The organism is Exiguobacterium sp. s194, from assembly GCF_018618275.1.
GTDB lineage: Bacteria > Bacillota > Bacilli > Exiguobacteriales > Exiguobacteriaceae > Exiguobacterium > Exiguobacterium chiriqhucha.
Genome location: NZ_JACSLT010000016.1, coordinates 1 through 24,554, shown reverse-complemented (window position 1 = coordinate 24,554; position 24,554 = coordinate 1). Strand labels below are relative to the sequence as shown.

Here is a 24,554-nt window from a genome sequence, read left to right as displayed (position 1 = left end):
CATTCATCATGCGCAGCGCGCTCAGTTTTTGTTCGATCGAATGCCGACTTCTCGCCATAAAAAAACACTCCCCAATCAGATAAACAGATTTGTTATTTCATCTGTCTACCTATTGGGGAGCATATCAAAATCGGACGGTTTTTCAAGTTTCCAAGAGCGCGATGTCGTCACGTTCGACGAGTCGGAATCGATTCGAGTATTCGAAGACATGCTGCGTGAGGCGGACGAGCTTCCCGGTGTCGCCAATTCGGTCGGTCCTGAATACGATATTGAGGTCCACTTCGAGGACGGGGAGACGAATCGCTATTACTTATGGCTGAACGATGATCCGAAATCCGTCAGTAGCCTTTATGACGCGGACGACACGAACATCGGGTACCGCCTCCCGGCTGACGTGACAGAGGAATTGATTGATCTGCTCGAGTCAGGCGACTAAAAAAGACGCCTGGAATGGCGTCTTACGAGTTGAAGCGGATAAAGCGCTCGATTTGTTGCTCGCTCTTCCGCGCTTGACGCCCAATCCAAATCAGATGACCAGGGCTGTTCAAGATGGTGAGTTGGGCGTGCGGAATGAGTCGCTTCGCATGATGCGCATGGCGGACCGGAACGGCCTTGTCATTTTTGGAGTGGACGATATACGTCGGGCACGTCACCCCGAGCAGCGCTTCATCGGTCACTTGTTGCCGCAGGTCGAACTGGGCACCGAGACCGAACGCCATTTGGTTCGCGACCCGTTTCAATAAGAAGATATCGTACGGGGTCACTTCGTCACGAATGACATCGAGTGCGAGCAGGCTCGTCGATTGAATCATGCGGGCCGTCGCTTCGAACGGCTGTTTTTGAATCGCCCGGAGGACGAACTTTCTCATGGCGAACTGTAGCGCGATGAACGCAGGTTGGGCGACGTTACGGCTGACGTAGTGCCGATACGGGAAGTCGACGACACTCGTCACTGCGGCCGCGAGCGTGAGACTGAGCGCATGCTCATTCTGCGACGCGAGCTCGATGGCGGTCGGTCCCCCGGCCGAGATGCCATACACGTGATACTGATCGATCGCCATGACTTCCATCATGCGACGCAAGCTAGCGGCGAATGCTTGCGGTGAGGCTGAAAATGAGTACGGAGTCTCACCGTAACCGGGACGGGATGGGACAATGACCCGAAAACCGGACACGACGAGCCGGTCCACATGGTACGGTTCGAGGCTTGACGACTGGGTCCCATGAATCAGGATGATGACCGGACCGTGACCTCGGTCCATATATTCGATTTTCGTGCCGTTGACGTGCGCGTAATGTTTCAAAACGGAATGGCCTCCTTAAACCGATTGTAATGGAAAATAACTTTATTTCATGGAAATAACATGCTACTGTCTGTTTATACATATTTTACATAGAGAAGTGAAAGGGGATTAAACCGTGAACAACCGAGAACGGTTACTCGAGGTGAGACGGTTTTTCGAACGCCACACAGATGACAATCATCCAAAGACGTTAGAAGACTTGCTCGAATATTTATCTACTATCGGAGATACTTCTAAGTTAGCAAAAAAATCAGTGAAAGACGACATCCAAGCATTGACCGATTCGGGGTTCGAGGTGCAGGATGAGCTCGAGAAGAACGGTCTCGCCAAAAAGTATTGGCATTCGGCCCGCTTGTTTGAAATCCATGAGCTCCGGATGATGGTCGATGCCATCGTCGCAGCCAAGTTCATCTCGGAGGACGTGACAGAGCGGATCGTCGAGAAACTTCAAAAACTGACGAGCATCCCGGAAGCGGAGACGCTCCAGTCGATTATCAAGACACCGAAGAAGAAACACGGACAGATTCCTTACCATATCGACCGCATCCAGCGCGCGATTCAAGAACAAAAAGCGATCTCGTTCCAATACACGGACGTCGTCGGATTTGACACCACGAAGCGGACGTTCCCGCTCCGCCGTGACGGCGAACGTTACGTCGTCAATCCGATTGACCTCCATTGGAACCATGAGCAGTATTATTTGATCGGCATCGATGAGTCGATCGGGGAAATCCGCAACTATCGTGTCGACCGCATCGTCAACTCAGAAATCGTCGAGGACGACACGCCGCGCATGAAACAACATTTGCCGGACGACTACTTCCAAAAGTCGTTCAACATGTACAACGGGCTCGACGAGGAAATCGTCCTCGCCGTCGACGAGCGGGTCCTTCCGGTCATCTTCGATAAGCTCGGTGAAGACGTCTCGATCGCGCAAGACGGTGACCGCTTCCTGATTCGATTTGACGCGGCCGTATCTGATGGCTTCGTCTTCTGGCTCTTGTCGCTTGGGACGCAAGTCGAGGTGCTCGAACCGGTGACACTCCGCGACCACATGCGCGAGACGATCGAGGCGATGGCCGGACGTTATGCGAAGGCGAGCATTCACTGAAACGATTGAAATGAAGGTATGATATACTGCTTGCGACACTTGTAGAAGGGGGACAGGCGGATGTTGAATTGGATGCCTTTAATCATTCCGATTGTCGCTGTCATTTTTGTCGCCGTCGTTGCAAGACGCGCCATGAAAATGGACCAAGAGAAATAAGTTAGGACGGACATCCTTCTCGTCATGAGGGGGATGTCTTTTCCATCATCAAAAGGAGGAGACCGTTGGATACGATTACCCATACGCTGTTCGGTCTGACGCTCTACGGGGCGGCCGATAAGCGAGACTTACAAACAAACGAAAAACGGGCCTTGTTCGTCACGACGCTCGTCGGGAGTCAAATCCCAGATAGTGACGTCATCTCGCGACTATGGGACACGGAAGGGATGTATCAGATGTGGCACCGTGGCATCACTCATTCGATTTTCCTCGTCCCGTTGTTCGCACTACTCATTTACATACTCGTGCGTCTCTTGTTCAAGGTGACCGATATCCGCTATTTCTGGTGGGCGCTATTGTCTGTGTTCATCCATAATACGTCGGACTTGTTCAACGCCTGGGGGACGGGTTACTTTGAACCGTTATCCGATGTCCGGGTCACTTTCGGCGTCATCCCGATTGTTGATTTCGTCTATTGGGGCATCTTCCTCGTCGCCTGGCTGATTGCACGTCGAACGGACGTCAGGCATAAGGTGTATCGCTACGCCTGGGCAGCAATCGTTGTGCACGTCTTGATTCAAAGTGCACAAGGCGCGTACTTGTATCAGTCGTATGCCGCCGATCACGACGAGGTGGCGTTGTCAGCCTCGTTCATCCCGACCCAGTTCACCGTGATCACGAAGACCGATGAGTCGGTGTCGATTTACAGCGACTCGGTCTATCAAAATCCTGAAGTCCAATACGAGTTGATGAGTGCCGACGATGCAGATCTTGCACCGCTCTTCGCCGAGAATAAAGAAGCGATCACGCTCAAACAGTGGTCCCAGTTCGTGGTCGTCGTCGAGGATGACGAGCGACTCGGTCTATATGACCCGCGCTTCTTTGACGGCGAGTCGTCGTTCTTATACGAATACATCGAATTGTAGGTGAGAAGATGCGACGTCTCCGTTATTTGTTAATCTTTGGTTACGAACAAGCACTCAGCTGTATCTTCCCGGTCGCCATCTTCGGAGCGCTCGCGCTGACGAAATGGTTCGACTTTCCGCTCCCACGCTATGACGTGCTACTCATCTGGTGTCTGTTCGTCCAAGTCGTGCTCGTCAAGACCGGGCTCGAGACGATGGAAGAAGTGAAGGTCATCAGCTGGTTCCATGTCATTGGGCTCGGCCTCGAGCTGTTCAAAGTCCAGATGGGGTCGTGGAGCTATCCGGACGAGGCGCTGACAAAAGTGTTCGGCGTGCCGCTCTATGCAGGCTTCATGTATGCGAGCGTCGGCAGCTACGTCGTCCAGTCATGGCGCCGGCTCGATTTGGAGTTTCTGAAGATGCCCCCACCGCTGATTGCGTTCGGTCTGGGCATTGCCATCTACTTCAACTTCTTTTGGCACCACATTTGGCTCGATTTACGCTGGGTGTTGATCGGTCTCGTCTTTCTCGTCTTCGGCCGGGCCATCGTCACGTATCGGCTCGACGACCGCCGTTTCACGATGCCTGTCGTTGTCGCCTTCTTTTTGATTGCCTGCTTCATCTGGTTCGCCGAGAATATCGTCACGTTCTACAATGGTTGGGCGTATCCGAATCAGCTGAGCGGCTGGGCGCTCGTCGACCTCGGCAAGTTGTCGTCCTGGTTCCTGCTCGTCATCATCAGCATCTTGCTCGTGGCGTGGCAGAAGCGGAGACAGGAACTCTCATAAAAAACGTGTGTAACCGTCGTTGGTTGCACACGTTTTTTAGGTCGTTTGTTGTTTGGAGCGGGCGATCATATGGATGATGAATATATAAAGCGGAAACGTCAATACGAGCGCGATGATCACTAGTCCGACGGCAGGACTTGGCCATGAAGCTTCACCAAGGGCGGGGACGATTTGTGTCCAGACATAGGTGAACAGCGCCAAATAAGGGAGCCATAACACGTACAGGGATAGGTTCCATAGTGAAGGTGCGAGTTGCCTGATACGTTTGATGATGAGCCGCGTGAACAAGATGAGTGAAACAAGACCGAACATAGTGATGGCTAGCATATAAGCATCACCCATCAACAAATAAAGCCGTTCGCTGTTGGCGAGCAGTTGAATGTTTAAGAGTAGGGTGAGCGCGAGCAGGATGGAGAGGTTTTGTAATTTGAGAAAGTGGGCCATATAGGACTCCTTAATCTGATAGGATGATGAAACATTTTTCGACAATATTCGTATAATATGAAAGAGGTGATCAGGTTGGCACAAATATTTATGTTTTGGTTTGTCGGATTCATGTGTGTGCTCTCGACGTTTATGTATGCATTACAGTGGCGGAGCGAGCGCAAACTGATGAAATTGCTAGGAGCTATATTCAGCATATGCATCGCAATCATTTGTTTTATGATCGCCGTACCTGATACATATGACCGCGCGCTTGGCCGTTATGAGACGGAAACTGGGAAGTGCTACGTCGTTGACAATCAGTCGAAACAAGGCGGCGTGACGCTCTGGTTTGAAGAGGAGTCTTACGATTTTTCAGACATACCGGAGGACGTCGCATATGAGCCTGTCACGTTGTTTGATTGTACCGTCACGTTGACGAAAGTGAATTCGACTGGGGTTGACTATGTGCTGAAGTCGAAAGACGGCGATACGCTCTTTTCAACATACTAAAGTATTCTTCTGATTAGAAGGATACTTTTTTTAAATGATGTTCTGCCATTCGTCCTATAAATTCAATTATTATGTGAAATCTACTTTTCCGATAAAGCAAATGTGTGAGTGGAATAAATATCGTTAAGTTGTAACAACACTGATTTCAATGTGGAAACTGTCGAATCAAAAGACTATTTAAATTTCTGAAATTTTCGGAATATTGTTTTTATTCATAAATGATTATGATAAAATCATAACAGTGTAAATGGAGATTTTTTACTTTGGGATGAGAGATATGCTTTATTTTGGAATCGAATCTATGGAACCTATAGGTTATGGTCTATAAGTAAGCTCGAAACGGTTATGAGAATGTACTTGTATTTTGAAAGGAGAGAACCGGATGAATTGGATTGCTCAAAAATCGGCTCAGTTTTTCATCACCATATTTGTATTGATTGCGATCAGTGCCTTGCCGTCACTCGTCGTGCAACTCGAGTTCGTGCCAGCGAACTACTGGAACGGGCTCCAACAACAGTTCAGCCAATTGGCGAAACTCGATGAGATTACATACTACAACGTCACCGCACAACGCGAGTTACCGTTATTGCCAGATCTCGCCCCGCTCATGAAAGAGACGGTCATCATCTTTATGACGTCACTCGTCGTCTCGGTCGGGTTCGCGCTTTTGTATGCTTATTTCTTTTATCGGAGCGGCAAACGCGTGCGCACGGTGCTCCAACAAACGAGTCAGACGCTCGAGATGATCCCGGATTTATTTTGGCTCATCTTCTCGCAATTCCTCGCCATCACGTTTTATAAGAAGACAGGGTTCGATCGGATTGAAGTCGCTGGTGGGTTCGCCGAATACATACGCTTTTTACCGATTGTGACGTTGACGCTTACGATTCTGTTCTTCTTCCTCAAATGGTTGACGAAACATATCCTCGAGGAAGAAGTGTCGTTGTTTCTCGAGCTGGCGCGGGCCAAAGGCGTCCGACCGGCCGCCTTGTTCTGGAGACACTTGTTGCCGAATTTGGTGTATCGCTTCTACCTCTTTTTCCGTTCGAACTTAATCACGGTGCTATCGAGTCTGTTGATTATCGAGTATTTGTTCAACGTCCAAGGTATTTTCCGGTTCGCCGTCTATAACCCGGTCATGCCGATTCTGCTCGTCATCTTGTTGGTCGTTTATATCCCGATTTTCCTATTGGATTTAGTAGCGGAATGGCTCATTCCGAATGCCTGGAAAGGAGGGATTTGATGCGTCGTGCACTCCTACGCGATCCGATCTTTATGATTGGATTCGCGATATTTGTCAGCTTGTTGTTACTCAGTATCGGCAATACCGTATTCCGTGATGGCCAAGTCGATCAATTCTTGAACCGTTACTCCGATGAAGGTCGGTTGATTGGCATCCCGCCACTCGAACCATCGAAAGATCAGTGGCTCGGTACCGACCGGGCCGGGAACGATTTGTTCCAAATGATGATTGAAGGCTTCAAGTGGACGGTTGGTATTTGTGCGGTTGTTGCGCTCGGACGAATGGCACTCGGTTTATTGATTGGAATTCCGCTCGCTTTTCGCGGGGCGCGCGTGAACCGAATCTTCAAAATGGTGTTAGATGGTTTTTTGATTCTACCCATCTCTTTGTTGGCCATGATGATGCTGTTCCCGTCCTTTTTCTTCGCAGACTCAACCATGGTGCCGCCGCTATTGGACCGCGTGACGCTGCAGTTGACGGTGTTCGTGGCGCTCGGATTGCCTGCTGTCACACTCTATTTGATTACCGAGGTCCGGCAGTTGCTCAAACAAGAGTTTATGATTGTCGCCGAGACGTTAGGCGGCAGCGTGTGGCACCGGACAAGGCGTCATCTGTGGCCACACCTCGTCCCGACATTGGTCATCGTCTTCATGCAGCAATTCGTGCAAACACTGATGTTGCTCATCCACCTATCGTTGTTCGGCGTCTTTTTCGGGGGGACCGTCTTCCTGTTTGAAGGGGTCCGACCGACACTGTTTGAATGGTCGTCGATGTTCGGTTTTTATTTCAAGCAGTTCACAGCGACGACGTGGATGACCAACCATATGTTCCTTGTCCCGGCCCTCGGACTGTCTATGCTCGTCTTTCTCAGCAACTTGCTGACGAGCCGACTCGAGCGGGCGTTCCGGTTGCGACGTCAAGAAGCGGTCGTCACCGAAGAGACGATATCTGAAGCGGAGGCGGCAGCCGCGTCACTCGTGGATCCGTTCACACTCGTGCATGAGGATAGCTCGTTTCAAAAGATGAATCAAAAGAAAGCGGACGGCATCACACACTGATGTCATCCGCTTTCTTTTAGTACTTGATTATCGTAAAACTAAGGAGGTAAAGATGGTGAACAAGAAGTCGTTTATGCTCGTTTTTGTCTCGGTGTACTTGTTAATGAGTCTTCCTTCAATGTTAGGAATCGGTTATGTGATTGATTGGATTCCGGAAGCCACTCTATTGCAAAAGCTGAAGGGATACGTGATTGATGGTTTTACTCACAACTATCTTTTAAAAATTGTGTTCTCAGCCATCGCCAGTGGAATGTTTACTTTCTTTTCATCAAGACGGGCAGCCACTCATAGTGATTGAATTCGCTCAGTATTATGAGAAACCTATGATAAATTAATCTTCAGATTGTGATTTAACTCGGTCCATTCATAAATCAAGTTTGTCATGATCAATTTTACCTGAATATCAGCGCTTTCTGTGCGATTTACTCAAAGTGTTTCTACTTCGTGTCAGTCGTCAATCACATCTTCTCCGGCTTGCCGCAGGTTCTCAAGTGAGTCGAGCATATGCGCGATCACATCGTCAGGGTGGCGTTCCCACGCCCCGAGTTCGGCTACGACTTTGAGCGGGGCGCTCGACCGGTACGACCGGGTCGGGTTGCCGGGGAAGCGCTTGTCCGTCAAATTCGGGTCGTTCTCGAAGTCACCCGTCGGTTCGACGAGATAGATGCGCTCACGAGCCTCACCGCTCGCCAGTTCGGCACCCCATTTGGCGGCGTCGAGGGTGGCCGTGAAATAAATGTAGTTCGACTGCTTGTCTTGATAGTTCGAGCGTCGCTGCGGTTCAAGCAAATCCCCCAGCTTCAGTTCGGCTTTCGTGCCGTGGAAAAACGGGCCGGGGTCGAGCGGTCTCATGTCATCGGTCATGCTTCATCTCTCCTTCAATTAGATTGTCTTCACAGTATAGTGGATGAATTTAGGAGAAGACAGTCTGTTTTTGGCTCGTGAATCACGATATAATAAAGACGGGAAGAGCGTTCGGCTCTTCCTTTTTCGTTACATAGAAGTCAAAGTTGTTTACGGAACGAATAACTCGTGATGGCGTAGTCCATCTTATCAGTATAAAAACGGTGCGCCTCGGTTCGAGCGAGTCCTGACTCGAGGGCGACGTATTTGGCCCCAAGGTCGCGGGCGTATTCGTGGACGAAGTGAAGCAACATCTCGCCGTATCCGTTCGAGCGATGGTTCACGCACGTCACGAGGTCGTAAATGAAGACGTGCTTCTCGAGATAGAGATTGAGACGTACCTCGATCCCTGCGAGTGAGACGATGGTATCGTCGGCGTATAATGCATACAGTTCATAGCCTTGCGGTCGCATGGCGGCGACGAGCTCGTGATAGGCCTCGAGCGTCAGGTCGGTGCGCAGTTGGTTCATGACAAGGAACGAGTCATCGAGTTCGCGTGGCGACTCGATTGGTTTGATGGAATAGATGGTCGATGGAATGGGAATCATGCCTCCTTGAGGGGATGTTGTATGTAGATTTCGCTTTCGTCAGTCAGGATTCCTTTCCTTACTTATAATCAGAAGGGAAAGATAGATCGTGAAACATGCGCTAGTGATTGGCGGCAGCGGGATGCTGGCGGGGACGGTCCTTTGGTTGGCAGAGGTTGGGTATCACGTGTCCATCGTCGGACGGGATGCCGAGAACATGAGCCGATTGACCGAGCAATCGCCGGGCCGGCTGTCTGCCGTATTGGTCGACTATCTGGACGACTTGCGTCTGAAGGAGGCGCTGCGACGTTCGATGGCGAGTCATGGAGATTTCGACCTGGTCGTTACCTGGATTCATTCGGACGCAGCTGACGCCTTGCCGTGTGTGTTGTCAGCACTGCGCGGGGGCACGGACGTGTTCCATGTTCTCGGGAGCCGCGGCAACTCGAGCGATGTGAGAAACGGTCTGACGATCCCTGAAGACGTCCGTTATCACCAAGTTCAACTCGGCTATCGGGTCGAGAAGGGGGAGCGCCGTTGGTTGACGCATGAAGAGATTGCCGGAGGCGTGGTCGAGGCGGTTCAAGAGAAGAAACCTCTTTATTCAGTCGGGTTTACTTCGAAGTGAGAGGATTGATTCTAAACAAAGCAAATGAGAGAAGGATGTGCGGTACAAATGAGGATTCTGATCGGTCAACCCAAAATGGAGCAACACTTAGAGCAATTCATTCAAGACATCAAAGCGAACCCTGCGGTCGACTTGATGTTGTATCCGGAGGGCTATTGTCAATACACACATCTGGACGAGGTCAAGGAGCTTGCGAAGATGTTCCAGGCAGCGGTCGTGATGGGGTATCGGAACGAGCAGAACGTGGACCGGGCCCTCATCATCAACAAACGTGGGGAGACACTGTTGGACCGTGCCAAGACACCAGAGGCGATGCCGCTGTTCATGCCGTCAACCGCCGATGACGACGGTCTTCGATACGGATATGTGCTCTGTCGAGAAATCTTCATGGGGCTGGAAGGACTCAAATCGGAAGAACCCATTCAACTCATCTTCAATCCGATCGGAGTCGGCATGTTCAGTGAAGAACAGTACGGCGACTGGTCTGGAGAAGCGAAAAAGATTGCATTGCAACAACGCTCAATCATTCTCGGGACGAGCCATGCCGACGGGTCGTATCGAAACTGTGGCCATTCGATTCCGATTGCGTATTGCTTTGATGAGACGGGCAAGGCGATATTGCTGTCGAAAAACGATACCCGTACCCGGATTGTCGATACAGTTTTAAGGACAATCGAAGTGCTGGATTCTCCTGTCGGAACGGTTCAATGGGGATGACGAGTTGGTTTGAGCACACAAAAAACCTTGAATGCACACTTCTATCAAGTGTTGATCATTCAAGGTTTTTTCATCGGATGTATTTTAACTAGTGAAAGAAATTTTCGCATTGATTTCATCAACGACCGCGTTTCCATTTTCTCGATTCACATCATAAAACGTATGTTCATGAGTCAACGACACGTGTTCACCGCTTTGGAGTTCGTACTGTTCGAGTAACGGACGAATCCGGTCATGTACGACGCGGGCGGCCTCAGGGGACGTGTGAGGATAGATGATGGCGAACGTGTCTAGGGCGACGCGGTACTTATGATCCGTTCGTCTTGTGGCCAGATGGAGCTCGTCGCTGAAGTAGTTCAAGAACCATTCACACTCGGTCCGTCCAAACCGTTCCTCGAACTGTCTCAGCTCATGGATTTGAATGAACGACACCGTGAAGGCGTCACCGTGGCGAATGAGACGATCTCGTTCTGCATTCAAGTCCATTCGAAACCGTTCGGCGTTATCGAGCCACGTCTCAGGATCGACGGCTACGAGCTGTCTGGCCCGCTCCTCTAACTCGAGCCGTGACAGTTGGGCGTGCTTCACGAGTTGATGAACGAGACCAGACAGAATGGACATGACGAGAAGCAGAATCGTAAAACTGATGCCTCTGGCGTTAAAAAACTGAACGTTTCCTGCTTCGTAAATGGACGCGAACCATCGGAAATAGATGAATAAAAAGAGGAGGAGCGTGACAGACAGAGTCAGCCCAGCTCGCATCCCGAAGATGAGAGAAGAGAGTATGATGGTGGGTAAAATCAAGTAGCCGAGAAGACCGGTGTTACTTTCAGACAAAAGGACGGTATAAGCCATCGTACCGACAATCATACAAGCGATGAGACCGAACAAATAAATCGATTCATTAGTCCATTGCTTCATGTTCACCCCTCCATCTGTCTTGAATCGGCTCACGATGAGCCACCTCTTCAATTACCCGCTGTATATGCGGAATAACCAATCAAAGATGTCCGTCACCTTCATTATAAAACATTAGACTGGAACGACGAGACCGTTTTTCGAATCGGAGCGAGTGCGTTCTTCGGGATTAAGTAAACGACACCACCGACACAGATGCCGGTGGTGTCGTCAGTTATTTAGCAAGGGTGGTCTGGCCATCGTGAATCAACGTGCCGATTGATTCGCCCGAACAGATACGCTTCATCGCGCCCGTCTCTTCAAAGTCGAACACATGGACCGGGAGCTGATTGTCCCGCGCGAGCAGCAGTGCCGATTGATCCATCACCTTCAAGTCGTGGCGCAACACATCGTTATAGTGGAGCGACGTATATTGTCTTGCCGTGCTCGAACGATTCGGGTCGTCCGTATAGACGCCGGAGATTCCGTTCTTGGCGACGAACAGGGCGTCGCAGTGCATCTCGACCGCGCGTTGAACCGCCGGATAATCGGTCGAGACGAACGGCTGACCGTTACCGCCTGCGAAGATGAGGACGTACCCTTTATTCAGATGGGTGAGTGCCTTCAGTGGGATGTACGGCTCGGCCATACTTGGAATCGGCATGGCCGTCATGACCCGAACTTCGCGGTCGGTCTTGCTTTTCAGCACACCGCGTAGCATCAAGCTGTTGATGACGGTGCCGAGCGTGCCGATGTTGTCGGCCTCGACGCGATCGATGCCCCATGCCTCGGCCATGTTGCCTCGGAAGATGTTCCCTCCGCCGATCATCAGGGAGACGTTGATGCCCATGTCGATCAATGACAGGATTTCAGCCGCAATTTGATCGAGATTGTATGCATCGAAATTTGAGTTGTCCTCGCCGGCGATGGCCGCTCCGCTTAATTTGATGAGCACGTTTTGATAATTGTTCAACGCTACACTCCCTTTCGGATTCCAAATCTCCAAAATTATATAGGTTTTCCAATTAATTAGCAATGGTTTTAATAGGTCGATTGTAAATGAAAGGGGACCAATGGACCGTGACATTTTTGAAGTGGACTGAATCTTACTTGATACTTTGGAGGATGTAGAACATTTGTAGTTGGAAGAGGTCGAGCTCATTCTCGAAACATATGAGATGGTTTAGAAAGTCCTCTATCAAATAGGTGTCGAGACTCATTAAGTTTTTTGATTATATAATTAGCCAATCGTGAAGGCCTTCACGATTGGCTACTTGTTATGTCCTAAAGCTTCATGACACATTTTCTTCAACGACGACCGCCTCATACAGTCCTCGTTTCGAATGTTCTAACACTACCCGAACCGTGACCAAGCCGACGAGCAAGAAAGCGAGTGAAAAGGCGACATACGTCGAGCGAATCCCGACATATTCAGCGAGGAGACCGATGCCGAACGTCAACCCGATAATCAAGACGGACTCCGCTACGTTGATCACCCCGGAGAAGCGGCCCATCAGGTCGGTCGGGACATTGTTTTGATAGAACGACAAGAAGCCGGTGTTCGCGAACGACAAGGCGAACGTGAGCAGGAAGAATCCGACCGCTGCGACCACGAATGACTCGGAGAAGGCGAAGACGAGATAGCCGACAGGTGTTAGGATGGCACCGAAACTGATTAGGAACGGTAACGTCAGCCGGGCACTGAACGTCGCGTTGATGATGGAACCAGCGATAATCCCGGCTCCGGCAACACTGACGAGAAAACCGTAGCGACTCTCAGAAAAGTTGAGCACTTGCGTCGCGAACGACGCCTCGAGCGAGTCGAGCCTCGACATGAAAATCGTCATGACGCAGAATAGGCCATAGACGAGTGTCACGTAACGCATGGTCGATGCGAATCGGACGACCGTTTTCCAATCATCGAGAATCATGCGCAGGTTGAACACTTCGACTTCGTCGCGGGCCGTGAACAACTTCGGTAGTAGGGAGAGGATTCCGACAGACACGAGCAACGCCAGCGCGTTCAATTGTATCGCGAGCGCGGGTGTACCGATCATGAACAACAATCCCGCGATGGCCGGGCCTAAGATGAATCCGGCCGATTGGACGAAATTTTTCATGGCGTTGAACCGTTGACGGTCACCGCTTGGGACGAGCTTGGTCATGTAGACGAGGGAGGCCGATTCGAAGACGGAACTCGCGATGTTCAATAGAAACACGAGCAAGTAGATGAGCGCGAGTGAGTCGATGAAAGCGAGACTGAAGACGACGACGGCGCGGAGCGCATCAAGCCACATCATCAAGCGGCGTGTATCGGTACGGTCGATGACCGAGCCTGACCAAACGTTCGCGCATAGTGCCGCGAGCGGGACCAGAATGTAGTGGACCGAGACGGCGAACGGCGATTGCGTCATCTCGAGAACAATCAAGTTGAGGGCGATGAAATACACCCAGGCGCCGAGGTTCGAGATGCAGACGCCAGTTAGTAAGAGTAAAGTGTGTTTCCAAGTATTCATCGCAATCGTCCCCGTTCAAAGTAGATTTTGAACAGTATGTCACAAAAAGGCTCATCACCATAAGGTGTGGTTGACGCATAAAATCCATCAGATTTTGAATTGAACATAGAAAAAAAGCGAAAACCCCGGTATCGTAATTGTTGCTTAGACAAACCACGATTGGAGTTTTCGCTTTGTCCCAACAGTTTATCAAATTACTTCTTCCACTTCCAGACCTTTTTCAGATTCAGATGTCTTCAGACGAAGAACCAAACGTTTTTCCGGTCATCCCGGATCGACATGACATCCCTTGTCCGCTGTGCCAGAGAAAGACCATCCTGCATTCGAAAAAGCGGCGTCGCTTTCGACACGGTCATGCGTGGAACGTCGGTGTACTCTGGATCGAACTGGATGTCCCACGTCAAAGATGCACCTCTTGTGATTTGACGTTCGTGTATGACTACGGTCTCGGGCTCGTCAGCACTTCCACCGAGGTGTTCCGGAAAGGCATCGCAAAACGTTGCCACGGACTGACAATCTCAGATGTCGCACGCGAGTACAGCCTCCCTTATACGACGGTGGAGCGCTGGTTCTATCAGTACGCTTCGGTGGAGACGATGGAGCGTGCAACGCATGTCCTGGTCGACGAGTTCGCCACGAGAAAGGGGCACCACTATGCGACGATTGTCCTCGATGCCAAGAGTGGCCAGCTTCTGTCCATTGTCCCGGGCCGGGACGTGGCAGCCATCTCGGCAGCACTTCAAGGCGTATCCGGGGATGTCCGTTCTGTCGTCAGTGATTTTGCACCGGCGATGGCGAAGGCCATCAACCATGTCTTCCCGGAGGCAGAACATGTGCTGGACCGGTTCCACCTCGTCCAGTTCGTCACGGACGCCCTTCGCCGACGGCGTCGTTTTTGAACGAGGCAAGACGCCATCACCACGTTCGCGTGATCGATCGTTCGCTCGCGCGTCGCCCGGAAACGCTGACTGGGGAAGACCGGGAGGTCGCCCGTTCCTGTATGCAGGAAGATCCATTCATTCGGAACCTCTATCAAGGGCTCCAGCATATCCGGTATGTGCTGAAGGCGACGTGCGAGATACAGTCGCAACGGCGGCTCACAGACTGGTTGGACCGTTATCAGTTCCATCCGTGCGGGCCCCTGGCGAAGATCGCGAAAGCAATCCGGGTCCGGGAGCAAGCGATGCGCCAGACAATCGTGTCAAGGCTGTCGAACGGGAAGATGGAAGGGACGAACAACAAGATCAAGCTCATCAAACGCCGTGGCTATGGCTATCGAAACCTCGAGCGATTCTTTTTAAGATTGCGCCTCGAGATCGGTCGTCAAAATAGCAACCACGAGTTATGGTGATGAGCCAGAAAAAGAGGATGAATTTATCGAAGTTTTCTCAAACAGGGGGTAAAATTACAAAGAATTTTTTCTTTTGTTCTTTGCCCAGATCACTAGAAACGATAGAAAGATCAAAATAAATAAGCCGTACTGATAACCGGGATGTATGGATTCTACAAGGCCATAAACAACAGCCACTTCAAGAGAAACGGCCGGAATTTTACCGATGGTGCTGGCAATAATGAATAAGCCACCTGGAATGGGCGTCAAGGCCGCCCCTGCTGTTACCAGACCTGATGGGACAAAAGGAATTAAGCGCAGCAAGATGATTGCCCAGAAGACGCGGCTTATTGAAGAACTCTGGATGTACCTCCAGAACGGCCGCTTTAACCACTTTGGATTAACTTTTGAAAACCCATATCGATATAGGTAAAATCCGACGATAGCGCCAAAAATCTCCCCCGACAAAGAAAGGATGACGCCAATGGTTAACCCTAAAGAACTGATATTGAGAGACGTGAGCAAAAAGCTTGGGAAAAAGCCAACTGCACCCATACTTATGTTGAAAATGAGAAGCAGCAGAAATTCTAAAACGGGGAACTGAGTGTTTATGGTATAATCCGCCTCCTGCGCTGTTTAAAAAATTGATGGTATATAAAAGTTCAGTTGAATGAAATTTTAAGATAGAGAAGTGCGTTCTATATCCGCTTTTTTCGAATTCGGTAATACACTAATCCTGAAAAGCCAACGACGAGGAGGAACAAATAGATTGAACTTAAAATCCCAGGTGGGAAAAATGTGCGAACGTCTTCAGAATTAGAAGGAAGGTTTGTCTCAGAAGCACTGACAACGGGAAACTGATAAGAAGACAAAAGAGTGCCATCCTGATCAGTAATCCTTAATAGTCCATCTTCTTTTACAGCGATTGTCACTTGCTCATCTGTTTGGTGTGTATAAAAGAAATCGCCTGGCGTAATGTATTCCACATCACCGGCAAAAAAGCTGCTTTCTTTCGGAATGCTCACTGTTTTAAAATTTTCAAATCCAAAATCCAAAAGTTGAATAGTGTCAGCATAAGCTTCTGCCTCTGTGTCGCTTTTTAAGGTGACGACAATTAAATTCAGGTTTTCTCTTTTGGCTGTCGTGGCCAGCGTGACGCCTGCTTCTGGCACAAACCCGGTTTTACCACCCGTAACGCCTTCATAAGGTTTTTCCCTTAATAGTTTGTGGTGGGTATAAAGCGTGGTATCCCAGGATTCACCGTTCCAGGGCAGTTCTTTTGTTCCAAATATTTTCATGAATTCATCGTTCTTCATCGCATATCGGGTTAACTTCGCTAAATCTTCGGCTGTCGTAACATGCTCGGGATCAAAAAGACCGTGGGGATTTTCGAAGTTCGTATTCCGCAGGCCAATTACATCTTCTAAATATAAATTCATATCAGCAGAAAATAACTCAACGCTGCCGCTGATGTGTTCAGCAATGGCGACGCCGGCATCATTTCCAGAGTTGACTAAGAGGCCCAGCAACAGTTTTTCTAAAGTCACTTGTTCTCCCTCTTCCAAATAAACACGGGTGCCTTCCGTATTGCGTGCTTTTTTACTGATGGTTACAATATCATTTAATTTTCTGTTTTCAATTGCATAAATGGCTGTGGCAATTTTTGTTAGGCTGGCAGGATACATCTGCGACTGTGCATTTTTTTCATAGAGGATTTCTCCAGTCGTTGCTTCCATGACAATAGCTGCTTCACTGGATACGTTTGGCAGGGAAGGGTCATCAGTTTTACTGAAAACGGACGAAACGATTAAAGTGTTGATCATGATTAAAATGGTTGAAACAACACTTAGTTTTTTCATAACTACTCCCTCCTGAGTGATTATTTTAGTTCTGCTTTATTATATAATTGACGGTTTCCCGGTCCGAATCAGTCGGTAAATGAAAGGTTTGCTGGTATTTCTCGTGTCCTTTACCGGTAATCACAATCCAGTCGCCTTCCTTGCTTTCATGGATTGCTTGCTGAATGGCGAGTGTACGGTCTGGAACGATGCTGCCTTTTGAGTTGCCGTATGTTTCATTTAGTTGGTTTAAAACTTCCAGCATATCTCCTGGAGAAACATTGTTCAGGTCGTCCAACGTTAAAATGTAGCGGTCACTCATTTCAGCAGATATGGATAGCATGTGCTTTCTCTTGCTGGCATCTCGATTTCCACGAAAGCCGAAAATATGGGTTATTCGTTGGGCCCCTTGTGATTTTGCAGTTTCCAGGCAGTAAGAGATGGCATCCGGAGTATGGGCATAATCCACAATAACGATCGAGCCCTTGGCCAGTTTCGTGACCTCAAAGCGTCCATCGACTCCCTTGAAATGGTGAATGGAGTTTAAGAGCTTTTCTTTGGGGATACCCAGCAACAATGATGTTCCGTAGGCCATTAAGGTGTTATACATATTGTGCATTCCGGTCATGGCAGCGACCATTTGATACGTTTCGTTACTTTCAATCACCCGCATAGTGGAGGACAGTGAATGAAATTTTGCAACACGCAGGTTGCATTCAGTGGATGTGCCAATTGCATAAATCGGTTTTCCCTTTGTTTGCAGGATTCCACAGAGCTTTCGTCCCCACTCATTATCTGTATTCACTACAGCAATCCCATGTTCTTTCATCTGATTGAACATTGTAAGCTTCGCCTGAAAATATTCTTCCATGGAACTGTGATAATCCAGGTGTTCATGGTGAAGATTGAGGAACAAGCCGTAATCAAATTCAATGCCTTCTAACCGATACTGGGCCAGTCCATGAGAAGAAACTTCCATAATGACGACCTCATCCTGACTGAGGGTCAACAGTTTATGGAGAGCGAGTGAATTTGGTGTGGTGTTCGAGCTTTTCATTTTTTCGCCATTGATAATATTTTGGTTGGTACCGATGACAGAACAACTCATACCGTTGCTTTCCAGAAAGTGCTGGAGCATATAGCTCGTCGTCGTTTTTCCGTTGGTGCCCGTAATTCCAATCATTATTTTCTGGTCAGATGGACGGCCATAAAAATTCCTGGCCAGGATGCCAAGCGCTTTCCGGCTATTTTCCACCTGTAAATAAGGGACACCTAACCGGGTAATTCCTTGTTCTCCGATGACAAGGGCTGCCCCTTTTTCAATTGCCTGGTCAATAAACCCGTGACCATCAATTTCAAATCCTTTAATAGCAACAAACACAAAACCTTTTGCCACATCGCTTGAGTTATCGGCAATCCCCTTGATGTCTAATTCTAATATTCTGGAATCTAATCGGGAAATCAGACCGGATTCGTTCAAAAGCTGATTTGTTTTCATAGATTTGGTGACCTCTCTAAAACTATTTAAATTTGATTTATTCTATTATAAAAATGTTGAAAAAATGTGCAGAATTTATACGGGAAGCCTAACTACTAAAACTTAATGTTTTTGTAATACAAACGAAATCGAATCCTTTATGAACCATTACAGATAAAAACCCGGGATCTTGTTGACAAGATCCCGGGTTTTGGCGCTTTTATTCGGGTGACAGTTCGCTTTCAGTCACCCATTTATGATTGGTGACTTCCTCGCCTCCGGTGGTCGGGACGAAATCAACCATATAGACGGTCGTTTCTTCGGTAGAATCAACCGTAGCCGTTGCGCCGTCCATTCCCTCCATATGGTCAGCGGCAATGGCCGCTTCATCGCCCGTTTCCAATGGTTCATCACCTGGATTTTCCAATTCTGCGTGAATCACCCATTTGTGATTTTCAACCGGCTCGCCTCCGTCCGTCGCCGTATAGGTCACTGCATAGGCGGTTGTATCATAAGCCCCGACAATTGTGGCTTCAGCACCTTTCATGCCTTCCATATGATCGGTTTCAATAATCGCCTGGCTTCCAACTTCAAAGGTTGGATTTTCGGCTTCCTGCAAATCATCCGGGACTTCACCTGAACCGGAATAGAAGAAACTGCACAGAAAATCAAGAATTAATCGGTAAACTGGATTGGTTGACGTCTTCTGGAACGGTTAAGCAAGCACGGGGAAGTAGAAGTTAAGAGAGGGGCTGTATTTAATTTTACATACCTTGAAATTCCCCGAGTCTTATATAGAAAATTTCATTTGATTCCTTAAGGGATACAAAAATGATAAAGAAGAGGATTCAACTTACTGTAATAGGAGGTGTACAAGTGGCGGAAATTAGTTTGTATCTTGCGTTTGGCGCAGGGCTTTTATCATTTATCTCTCCATGCTCCCTTCCTTTGTATCCGGCTTTTTTATCCTACCTTACTGGAGTTTCAGTCAATGAGTTAAAGACGGGCAAGGGAATGATGAGGAGCACGGCTTTGATTCATACGGTTCTATTTTTGATAGGTTTCTCCATCATTTTTTTAGCGTTGGGCTTGTCGACTTCGCTTATCGGAAACTTCTTCTTGGAATATCAAGTTCTTCTACGTCAATTGGGCGCTATTTTGATGGTGTTTTTTGGCTTGGTCCTAACCGGTATTCTGAAATTCGACTTCCTGCTGTCGGATAAGAAATTACAGTTCCAGAAAAGGCCCTCCGGATACGCGGGTTCTGTTCTGATCGGCATTGGCTTTGCAGCTGGATGGACCCCGTGTACCGGTCCCATACTTGCAGGAGTTATTGCACTCGGAGTAGCGGATCCGGACAGTGGCTTACTCTATATGCTGTTTTACGTTCTGGGATTTTCCATTCCTTTTCTCTTGATGTCGTTTTTTATTGAGAAAATGACTTTCTTGAAGAAGAAGAGCGCTCTTTTCATGTCAATAGGAGGAGCATTAATGATTCTGATGGGCGTTTTACTTTACTTTGACATGCTGACAGAAATCATCGCTTTTTTATCGCAATTTACGGGTGGATTTACAGGGTTTTAATGGACTCAACCCATCATCTAGGAAGGACGTGACAGTGTATGGCTGCTAAAAAGGATAAAAAGAGAAATCGCTTGATTATGAGGACAAGTATTTGTTCATTCTGGTTGTCGCTATTGCATTTACCATCTACAACGGATTAACAAAAGAGAAAAACGAATTGCTGCAAGTTGGAGATTCGGCACCCGATTTTGCGTTGACGGATTTGAACGAGGAACGGCATCAGCTGTCTGAGTACAAAGGGCAGGGGGTGTTCGTGAACTTTTGGGGTACTTGGTGCAAACCGTGCGAAAAAGAGTTCCCGCTGATGGAAAAGCAGTACCAGGTATACAAGGATCAAGGTGTGGAGATACTCGCTGTCAATATTGCGCAATCCGATTATGAAGTGAGACAATTTGCTGAACAGCGAAATTTAACGTTCCCGATTGTTATCGATAAGGACAAAAGTGTTATGGAAGCTTATAATATCCGTCCATTGCCGACTACTCTGTTAGTCAATCAAGAGGGCAAAATCGAGAAAATTATTACGGGTGAAATGTCCGAAGAGGATATCGCGAGTTATATGGAACAGATCAAACCGTGCTGATACCTCTGAATTTCCCAAGCATAATGCGGGCCACGTTATTTTGAAAAATGCTGCAAAGAAAAAACGAGAAAAAAACATTTCTTTAAAGTGGACTAACCGAAAGAAAAGAAATGTCAGGTGTAGAAAATTTATAAATAGAAATCAGGCAAAGATCCTCCACCGGACCGATTGGAAGGATTATTCCTTTTGGGTCAATTGTAGAGGGAATGGATTACCTGTTTTGAAATCAAGATATCTGCACAAAAAGTCGAAACTTTTTCGTTAAACTTTAAGAATGTTATACTTATAAAAAATAAAAAATGACATATTCGGAGGGCATCTACATGAAAAAAAAGAGAATAGGAACGGCAGTGCTGTCGGCTTTTCTTTTGCTGGCAGGCTGCAGCAATGATACAACGGATTCATTTGAAGTGCCGTTTGAAGGGGAACTGAACCATGTTCATGGGATGGGTTATGCAGGAAATGAGAACGGACTGTATTTTGCCTCGCATACCGGGCTGAAAATTTACCGGGAAGAGGGCTGGTTCGAAACGGCGGATAATTTTCATGATTATATGGGCTTTAATGCAACAAATGAAGGATTTATTACGTCGGGCCACCCAAGTGCAGACTCAGAATTACCCAATCCCCTAGGGATACAGCGAAGCATCGACAGCGGTAAATCGATTGAAGAGATTGCATTTCAAGGAGAAACGGATTTTCATGCCATGGCGGTGGGATATAACAGTAACGACATTTTCCTAATCAATCCGGCCAAGAATTCCCTATTGGAAGCCGGCGTATATAAAAGCGGTGATGAAGGCGAATCATGGAAAACTGTGAAGGCTGAAGGGCTGGAAGGCGAAGTGACTTCGCTCGCTCTTCACCCGGCTGACTCAAACTTCGTCGCTGCAGCTACGGCTGCAGGGATTTATTTCTCACGGGATGGCGGAGAAAATTTTAAAGCCATTACAGACGGAAGTGAAACAGGCACAGCGGTGCATTTCACCGAAGACCATTTGTACTTCGGAAGCTACGGGACAGCGGCGGCTCTGGTGAAGTATACTATGGAAAATGAAGAACTCGAGCCGGTGGATACACCGGACCTTTCACAAGATGCCGTCGCTTTTATTGCACAAAACCCGATGGATGGAATGGAACTGGCGATCTACACATTTGAAGGCAATGCCTACTTGTCGGAAGACGGATTACAGACCTGGAAAACGCTGCTGGAAGAGGGAAAAACCAAGTAGAAACCAGCTAGCCGTTTGAAAGACGAACCGAATCCAACAGCTTTCGGCAGCAGTCTTTGTCTTGATTGCTGCTAACCAATCGACTTAAAGAGGGATGCCATGTTAAACAGGCTTGCATTGAAAATAGGTTTGCTGTTTTTTGTGTTTATTATCATCATTGAATCGGTTTTGTTTCTAACCCTGTACGTTACTTTTGTCAATGAACGGGTGGATGAAGTCATGACCAACCTGCTTGCAAGAGGGAACACCCACAGCGAAGTATTGGAAGACAGTTTTGAACCGGCGACATTGAACCATGTGGCGTTGATGGAATCGGCCTCCGATTTCATCGTCATCATCACGGATGCAGATGGCAACGAATTGACCCATTCCGATCTGATTGAACCTGAAATGAGGGAAGTGTTGGAACACACCGATTTTGATGAGGTTCTGCAGGGAGGGAAGGTCGTGGAAGAGCGATGGGACAAAAAAGAGTTTATTGCGACGGACAGCCCAATCACCATTGAAGGAGAACATAGAGGCCACGTGTTCATGTTTGCGGAAACCAATCATATCAAAGGGATGGTCAGTCATTTGCGAAACCAATTCCTGATTGTTGGCCTGATTGCTGTCGGGTTGACCGTCATCACAATTTTTCTGCTATCCCGATTGATTACGTTGCCGTTGATTCGGATGAAAGAAGCGACGGAACAGTTAAGCGAAGGGCACCACGAGGTCAGCCTGAATATTGGCCGAAACGATGAGTTGGGAGAGCTGGCGAAAGCCATCACTGCTCTATCCAGTGACTTGGAACATTTAAAAAATGAGCGGAATGAATTTTTGGCGAGTATTTCGCACGAGTTGCGGACGCCGTTGACCTATATCAAAGGATATGCCGATATCGCGAGCCGGCCGGATGCATCCGAGGAAGAGAAAAAGGAATACATTGGCATCATCCGGGAAGAGACGGCCCATTTGACGGAATTGATCCGGCAGCTGTTTGAGCTGGCTCAGATGGATCATAACCAGTTCGCCATTCAAAAAGAGGAATTTTCACTGGAGATGCTTTTTGCATCCGTCGTTGCCTTGGTTCGGCCAGCTTTTGACGAGAAACAGATTTCATTGGCTGTCCATTGTGAACATGAGATTGTCGCCTTCATTGATCCCGAACGTTTTCAGCAGGTATTGCTGAATGTCTTGGACAACGCCCGCAAGCATTCTCCTGAAGGAACACAAGTGGTATTACAGGGAGTCCAAGATAAAGGTACCATCACCATAAGCATCCGTGATGAAGGAGAGGGCATACCGGAAAAAAATCTTCCTTTTGTCTTTGAACGATTGTATCGGGTCGATAAATCCAGATCCAGACAGTACGGAGGAAGCGGTCTTGGCCTGGCGATTGCGAAAGAAATCGTCGAATCGCACGGTGGTCTCATGACGCTTCAAAGTGAGTACGGACAAGGGACAACCGTCCTGATAGAATTGAAAAGGGGGGATTCGCTTGCAGAAAGTGCTGTTGGTTGATGATGAACAACGAATGCTGGATTTAGTGGCTTTATATTTGAAGCCGCATCAGTACCTCTGTAAAAAAGCACTGGGAGCTCATGAAGCCCTCGACTATTTGGAATCGGAACCTTTCGATCTCGTCTTACTGGATATCATGATGCCGGAAATGGATGGCTGGGAACTGTGCCGCGAAATCCGGAAATTTTCGGATGTGCCAATCATTATGCTGACGGCGCGGGAACAACAGGAGGATATTGTTAAGGGATTGAATATCGGGGCGGATGATTACATCACAAAGCCGTTTAATGAAGATGAGTTGCTGGCCCGGATGGGGGCGCTGCTTCGCAGGAGAACTCCGAAAAATACCATTGAAGTGGACGGTTTGGTGTGGGACGAAGACCGGTTTGAACTTACGTACGGCAAACATATCATCAAATTGACGCCAAAAGAATTTCTGATGGTGGGCCATCTGATGAAGAATGCCGACAAAGTGTTTACGAGGGAGCAGCTGATCCAGTTAATTTGGGGATTCGACTCAGAGACGGAAGGGCGGACCATCGATTCGCATGTGCGAAATGTTCGGGAAAAAATCCGCCAGTCCGGTTTTCCGGTCGATGATCATTTTCTCACGGTTTGGGGAATCGGCTACAAATGGATCCATGAAGCAGAATGATGCTTGATAAAAGAAAAGGTCCGTCGGAAAATATTTCCGACGGGCCTTTTTGAGTAAGGTTATGCGGCGTTACGGCAAGCTTCTGCACATCTACGGCAAGCTTCCGCACAGCGTCTGCAATGTTCATGATGATCGGCGTGCTTCTCACATTCCTCTGCGCAAGCTTCGCAAATGGTTGCGCAAACGGCTGCCAGTTCGGAAACGAACGGTGAATTGTGAGTAATGGCATGTTCCAAAAATGCACACATGTCCGCGCATTCCCGGTCTAATCGAATGCACTGTGCTAGCATCTTCACATCATCTTCCTGCAGACAAGCGTCAAAACAATGGTTACATTCCGCTGCACAATCATGTAATGCCCGAATCAATTCCTGATGTTGTTCATGAGCCATGTTAAAACCTCCATTTCTTATTTTTGTTTCATTTACTTGATTTCCCTCTCCTTTCCAAACTAAACAGAAATACCGAAACTCCATAGAAACTGCACATTTTATAGACAAGTAATCAAATATTAAAATCAATGGTGCGGTTTTTTTGGGGGGTCATTGTGAACTTCTAAATTAGAGTCATGGAAACAGCGATAAAGTAAAATGATACTAAACACTTGATATACCCTATCGGGGTATGTTAAGTTTAAGGAAATATTACTTTAGGAGGAATAAT

General features: G+C 48.1%; 27 protein-coding genes and 2 pseudogenes. 17 read left to right on the top strand and 12 right to left on the bottom strand.

The window, feature by feature from the left end:
- Window positions 1-112: 112 nt before the first annotated feature.
- Window positions 113-436 carry a YhfM domain-containing protein gene (locus tag KNP85_RS15245; protein WP_251136314.1) on the top strand — a complete coding sequence of 108 codons (324 nt, stop codon included), beginning with the start codon at window positions 113-115 and terminating at the stop codon, window positions 434-436.
- 22 nt (window positions 437-458) lie between these two features.
- Here KNP85_RS15245 and KNP85_RS15240 read toward each other — a convergent pair whose 3' ends face one another.
- Window positions 459-1,304 (bottom strand): alpha/beta fold hydrolase, encoded by an 846-nt coding sequence (locus tag KNP85_RS15240; RefSeq protein ID WP_029595539.1) that lies wholly within the window; start codon window positions 1,302-1,304, stop codon window positions 459-461.
- A 115-nt stretch (window positions 1,305-1,419) separates the two neighbouring features.
- On the opposite strand from KNP85_RS15240, the gene KNP85_RS15235 reads away from it, so the two are divergent.
- The 3 genes from KNP85_RS15235 (at window position 1,420) to KNP85_RS15225 (ending at window position 4,264) form a co-directional block, all read left to right on the top strand.
- Complete coding sequence (locus KNP85_RS15235) at window positions 1,420-2,415, top strand: helix-turn-helix transcriptional regulator (protein ID WP_029595538.1); 996 nt, start codon at window positions 1,420-1,422, stop codon at window positions 2,413-2,415.
- A gap of 221 nt (window positions 2,416-2,636) precedes the next feature.
- A complete protein-coding gene (locus tag KNP85_RS15230) occupies window positions 2,637-3,497 on the top strand; it encodes a metal-dependent hydrolase (protein ID WP_214713642.1) in 861 nt (286 codons plus the stop codon).
- A gap of 8 nt (window positions 3,498-3,505) precedes the next feature.
- Window positions 3,506-4,264 carry a DUF817 domain-containing protein gene (locus KNP85_RS15225; protein WP_214713640.1) on the top strand — a complete coding sequence of 253 codons (759 nt, stop codon included), beginning with the start codon at window positions 3,506-3,508 and terminating at the stop codon, window positions 4,262-4,264.
- Window positions 4,265-4,300: 36 nt separating this feature from the next.
- Here KNP85_RS15225 and KNP85_RS15220 read toward each other — a convergent pair whose 3' ends face one another.
- Entirely contained in the window at window positions 4,301-4,708 is a 408-nt protein-coding gene (locus tag KNP85_RS15220) for a hypothetical protein (protein WP_214716403.1), read from the bottom strand.
- Window positions 4,709-4,783: 75 nt separating this feature from the next.
- On the opposite strand from KNP85_RS15220, the gene KNP85_RS15215 reads away from it, so the two are divergent.
- The 4 genes from KNP85_RS15215 to KNP85_RS15200 all read left to right on the top strand — a co-directional run bounded on the left by KNP85_RS15215 (window position 4,784) and on the right by KNP85_RS15200 (window position 7,799).
- The gene (locus tag KNP85_RS15215) at window positions 4,784-5,200 is read left to right on the top strand and encodes a hypothetical protein (protein ID WP_214803880.1); all 417 of its coding nucleotides are present in this window, start codon (window positions 4,784-4,786) and stop codon (window positions 5,198-5,200) included.
- A gap of 382 nt (window positions 5,201-5,582) precedes the next feature.
- The gene (locus tag KNP85_RS15210) at window positions 5,583-6,443 is read left to right on the top strand and encodes an ABC transporter permease subunit (RefSeq protein WP_214803879.1); all 861 of its coding nucleotides are present in this window, start codon (window positions 5,583-5,585) and stop codon (window positions 6,441-6,443) included.
- A complete protein-coding gene (locus KNP85_RS15205; protein WP_214716413.1) occupies window positions 6,443-7,501 on the top strand; it encodes an ABC transporter permease in 1,059 nt (352 codons plus the stop codon). Before KNP85_RS15210 ends, KNP85_RS15205 begins: the two co-directional genes overlap by 1 nt.
- A gap of 55 nt (window positions 7,502-7,556) precedes the next feature.
- Window positions 7,557-7,799 carry a hypothetical protein gene (locus KNP85_RS15200; RefSeq protein ID WP_214716415.1) on the top strand — a complete coding sequence of 81 codons (243 nt, stop codon included), beginning with the start codon at window positions 7,557-7,559 and terminating at the stop codon, window positions 7,797-7,799.
- A gap of 149 nt (window positions 7,800-7,948) precedes the next feature.
- Here the strand turns inward: KNP85_RS15200 and arr are convergent, their stop codons facing one another.
- Window positions 7,949-8,365 carry an NAD(+)--rifampin ADP-ribosyltransferase gene (gene arr / locus KNP85_RS15195; RefSeq protein ID WP_214716417.1) on the bottom strand — a complete coding sequence of 139 codons (417 nt, stop codon included), beginning with the start codon at window positions 8,363-8,365 and terminating at the stop codon, window positions 7,949-7,951.
- Between the two features lie 140 nt (window positions 8,366-8,505).
- Window positions 8,506-8,952, bottom strand: coding sequence for a GNAT family N-acetyltransferase (locus KNP85_RS15190; RefSeq protein WP_251136313.1), 447 nt, complete (start codon window positions 8,950-8,952; stop codon window positions 8,506-8,508).
- An 88-nt stretch (window positions 8,953-9,040) separates the two neighbouring features.
- Between KNP85_RS15190 and KNP85_RS15185 the strand changes: the two genes are divergently transcribed.
- Complete coding sequence (locus KNP85_RS15185; protein WP_214716419.1) at window positions 9,041-9,559, top strand: Rossmann-fold NAD(P)-binding domain-containing protein; 519 nt, start codon at window positions 9,041-9,043, stop codon at window positions 9,557-9,559.
- A gap of 48 nt (window positions 9,560-9,607) precedes the next feature.
- Window positions 9,608-10,276 (top strand): hypothetical protein, encoded by a 669-nt coding sequence (locus KNP85_RS15180; protein ID WP_214716421.1) that lies wholly within the window; start codon window positions 9,608-9,610, stop codon window positions 10,274-10,276.
- An 84-nt stretch (window positions 10,277-10,360) separates the two neighbouring features.
- Here the strand turns inward: KNP85_RS15180 and KNP85_RS15175 are convergent, their stop codons facing one another.
- The 3 genes from KNP85_RS15175 to KNP85_RS15165 all read right to left on the bottom strand — a co-directional run bounded on the left by KNP85_RS15175 (window position 10,361) and on the right by KNP85_RS15165 (window position 13,689).
- Entirely contained in the window at window positions 10,361-11,197 is an 837-nt protein-coding gene (locus KNP85_RS15175; protein WP_214716428.1) for a GGDEF domain-containing protein, read from the bottom strand.
- Window positions 11,198-11,408: 211 nt separating this feature from the next.
- Complete coding sequence (gene pyrH / locus KNP85_RS15170) at window positions 11,409-12,146, bottom strand: UMP kinase (RefSeq protein ID WP_214716430.1); 738 nt, start codon at window positions 12,144-12,146, stop codon at window positions 11,409-11,411.
- A 319-nt stretch (window positions 12,147-12,465) separates the two neighbouring features.
- Window positions 12,466-13,689, bottom strand: a complete 1,224-nt coding sequence (locus tag KNP85_RS15165) for an MFS transporter (protein ID WP_214716432.1) — start codon at window positions 13,687-13,689, stop codon at window positions 12,466-12,468.
- 173 nt (window positions 13,690-13,862) lie between these two features.
- On the opposite strand from KNP85_RS15165, the gene KNP85_RS15160 reads away from it, so the two are divergent.
- Together KNP85_RS15160 and KNP85_RS15155 are read left to right on the top strand one after the other, a co-directional pair.
- Window positions 13,863-14,588 (top strand): transposase, encoded by a 726-nt coding sequence (locus tag KNP85_RS15160; RefSeq protein WP_131490821.1) that lies wholly within the window; start codon window positions 13,863-13,865, stop codon window positions 14,586-14,588.
- Window positions 14,585-15,040, top strand: coding sequence for a transposase (locus KNP85_RS15155; protein WP_084158424.1), 456 nt, complete (start codon window positions 14,585-14,587; stop codon window positions 15,038-15,040). Before KNP85_RS15160 ends, KNP85_RS15155 begins: the two co-directional genes overlap by 4 nt.
- A 54-nt stretch (window positions 15,041-15,094) precedes the next feature.
- On the opposite strand, the gene KNP85_RS15150 is transcribed toward KNP85_RS15155, so the two are convergent.
- From KNP85_RS15150 to KNP85_RS15135, 4 genes and pseudogenes are all read right to left on the bottom strand, one after another.
- Entirely contained in the window at window positions 15,095-15,574 is a 480-nt protein-coding gene (locus tag KNP85_RS15150; protein WP_125318013.1) for a TVP38/TMEM64 family protein, read from the bottom strand.
- Window positions 15,575-15,717: 143 nt separating this feature from the next.
- Window positions 15,718-16,878: a D-alanyl-D-alanine carboxypeptidase family protein gene (locus tag KNP85_RS15145; protein ID WP_029595523.1), complete on the bottom strand. Its 1,161-nt coding sequence runs from the start codon at window positions 16,876-16,878 to the stop codon at window positions 15,718-15,720.
- Between the two features lie 25 nt (window positions 16,879-16,903).
- Window positions 16,904-18,355, bottom strand: coding sequence for a UDP-N-acetylmuramoyl-L-alanyl-D-glutamate--2,6-diaminopimelate ligase (locus KNP85_RS15140; protein ID WP_029595522.1), 1,452 nt, complete (start codon window positions 18,353-18,355; stop codon window positions 16,904-16,906).
- Window positions 18,356-18,554: 199 nt separating this feature from the next.
- A pseudogene (locus KNP85_RS15135) lies at window positions 18,555-18,980 on the bottom strand (YdhK family protein); the annotation flags it as partial.
- 230 nt (window positions 18,981-19,210) lie between these two features.
- On the opposite strand from KNP85_RS15135, the gene KNP85_RS15130 reads away from it, so the two are divergent.
- The 5 genes and pseudogenes from KNP85_RS15130 to KNP85_RS15110 all read left to right on the top strand — a co-directional run bounded on the left by KNP85_RS15130 (window position 19,211) and on the right by KNP85_RS15110 (window position 23,891).
- Window positions 19,211-19,918 (top strand): cytochrome c biogenesis CcdA family protein, encoded by a 708-nt coding sequence (locus KNP85_RS15130; protein WP_029595520.1) that lies wholly within the window; start codon window positions 19,211-19,213, stop codon window positions 19,916-19,918.
- 38 nt (window positions 19,919-19,956) lie between these two features.
- Window positions 19,957-20,501 (top strand): annotated as a pseudogene (resA, locus tag KNP85_RS15125) (thiol-disulfide oxidoreductase ResA).
- Between the two features lie 323 nt (window positions 20,502-20,824).
- The gene (locus KNP85_RS15120; protein ID WP_029595519.1) at window positions 20,825-21,733 is read left to right on the top strand and encodes a F510_1955 family glycosylhydrolase; all 909 of its coding nucleotides are present in this window, start codon (window positions 20,825-20,827) and stop codon (window positions 21,731-21,733) included.
- A gap of 99 nt (window positions 21,734-21,832) precedes the next feature.
- Window positions 21,833-23,236: a sensor histidine kinase gene (locus KNP85_RS15115; protein ID WP_029595518.1), complete on the top strand. Its 1,404-nt coding sequence runs from the start codon at window positions 21,833-21,835 to the stop codon at window positions 23,234-23,236.
- On the top strand, window positions 23,214-23,891 hold the full coding sequence (locus KNP85_RS15110) for a response regulator transcription factor (RefSeq protein ID WP_029595517.1): 678 nt from the start codon (window positions 23,214-23,216) through the stop codon (window positions 23,889-23,891). The genes KNP85_RS15115 and KNP85_RS15110 overlap by 23 nt, the downstream gene beginning before the upstream one ends.
- 59 nt (window positions 23,892-23,950) lie before the next feature.
- Here KNP85_RS15110 and KNP85_RS15105 read toward each other — a convergent pair whose 3' ends face one another.
- Complete coding sequence (locus tag KNP85_RS15105) at window positions 23,951-24,283, bottom strand: four-helix bundle copper-binding protein (protein ID WP_084158420.1); 333 nt, start codon at window positions 24,281-24,283, stop codon at window positions 23,951-23,953.
- Window positions 24,284-24,554 lie beyond the last annotated feature (271 nt).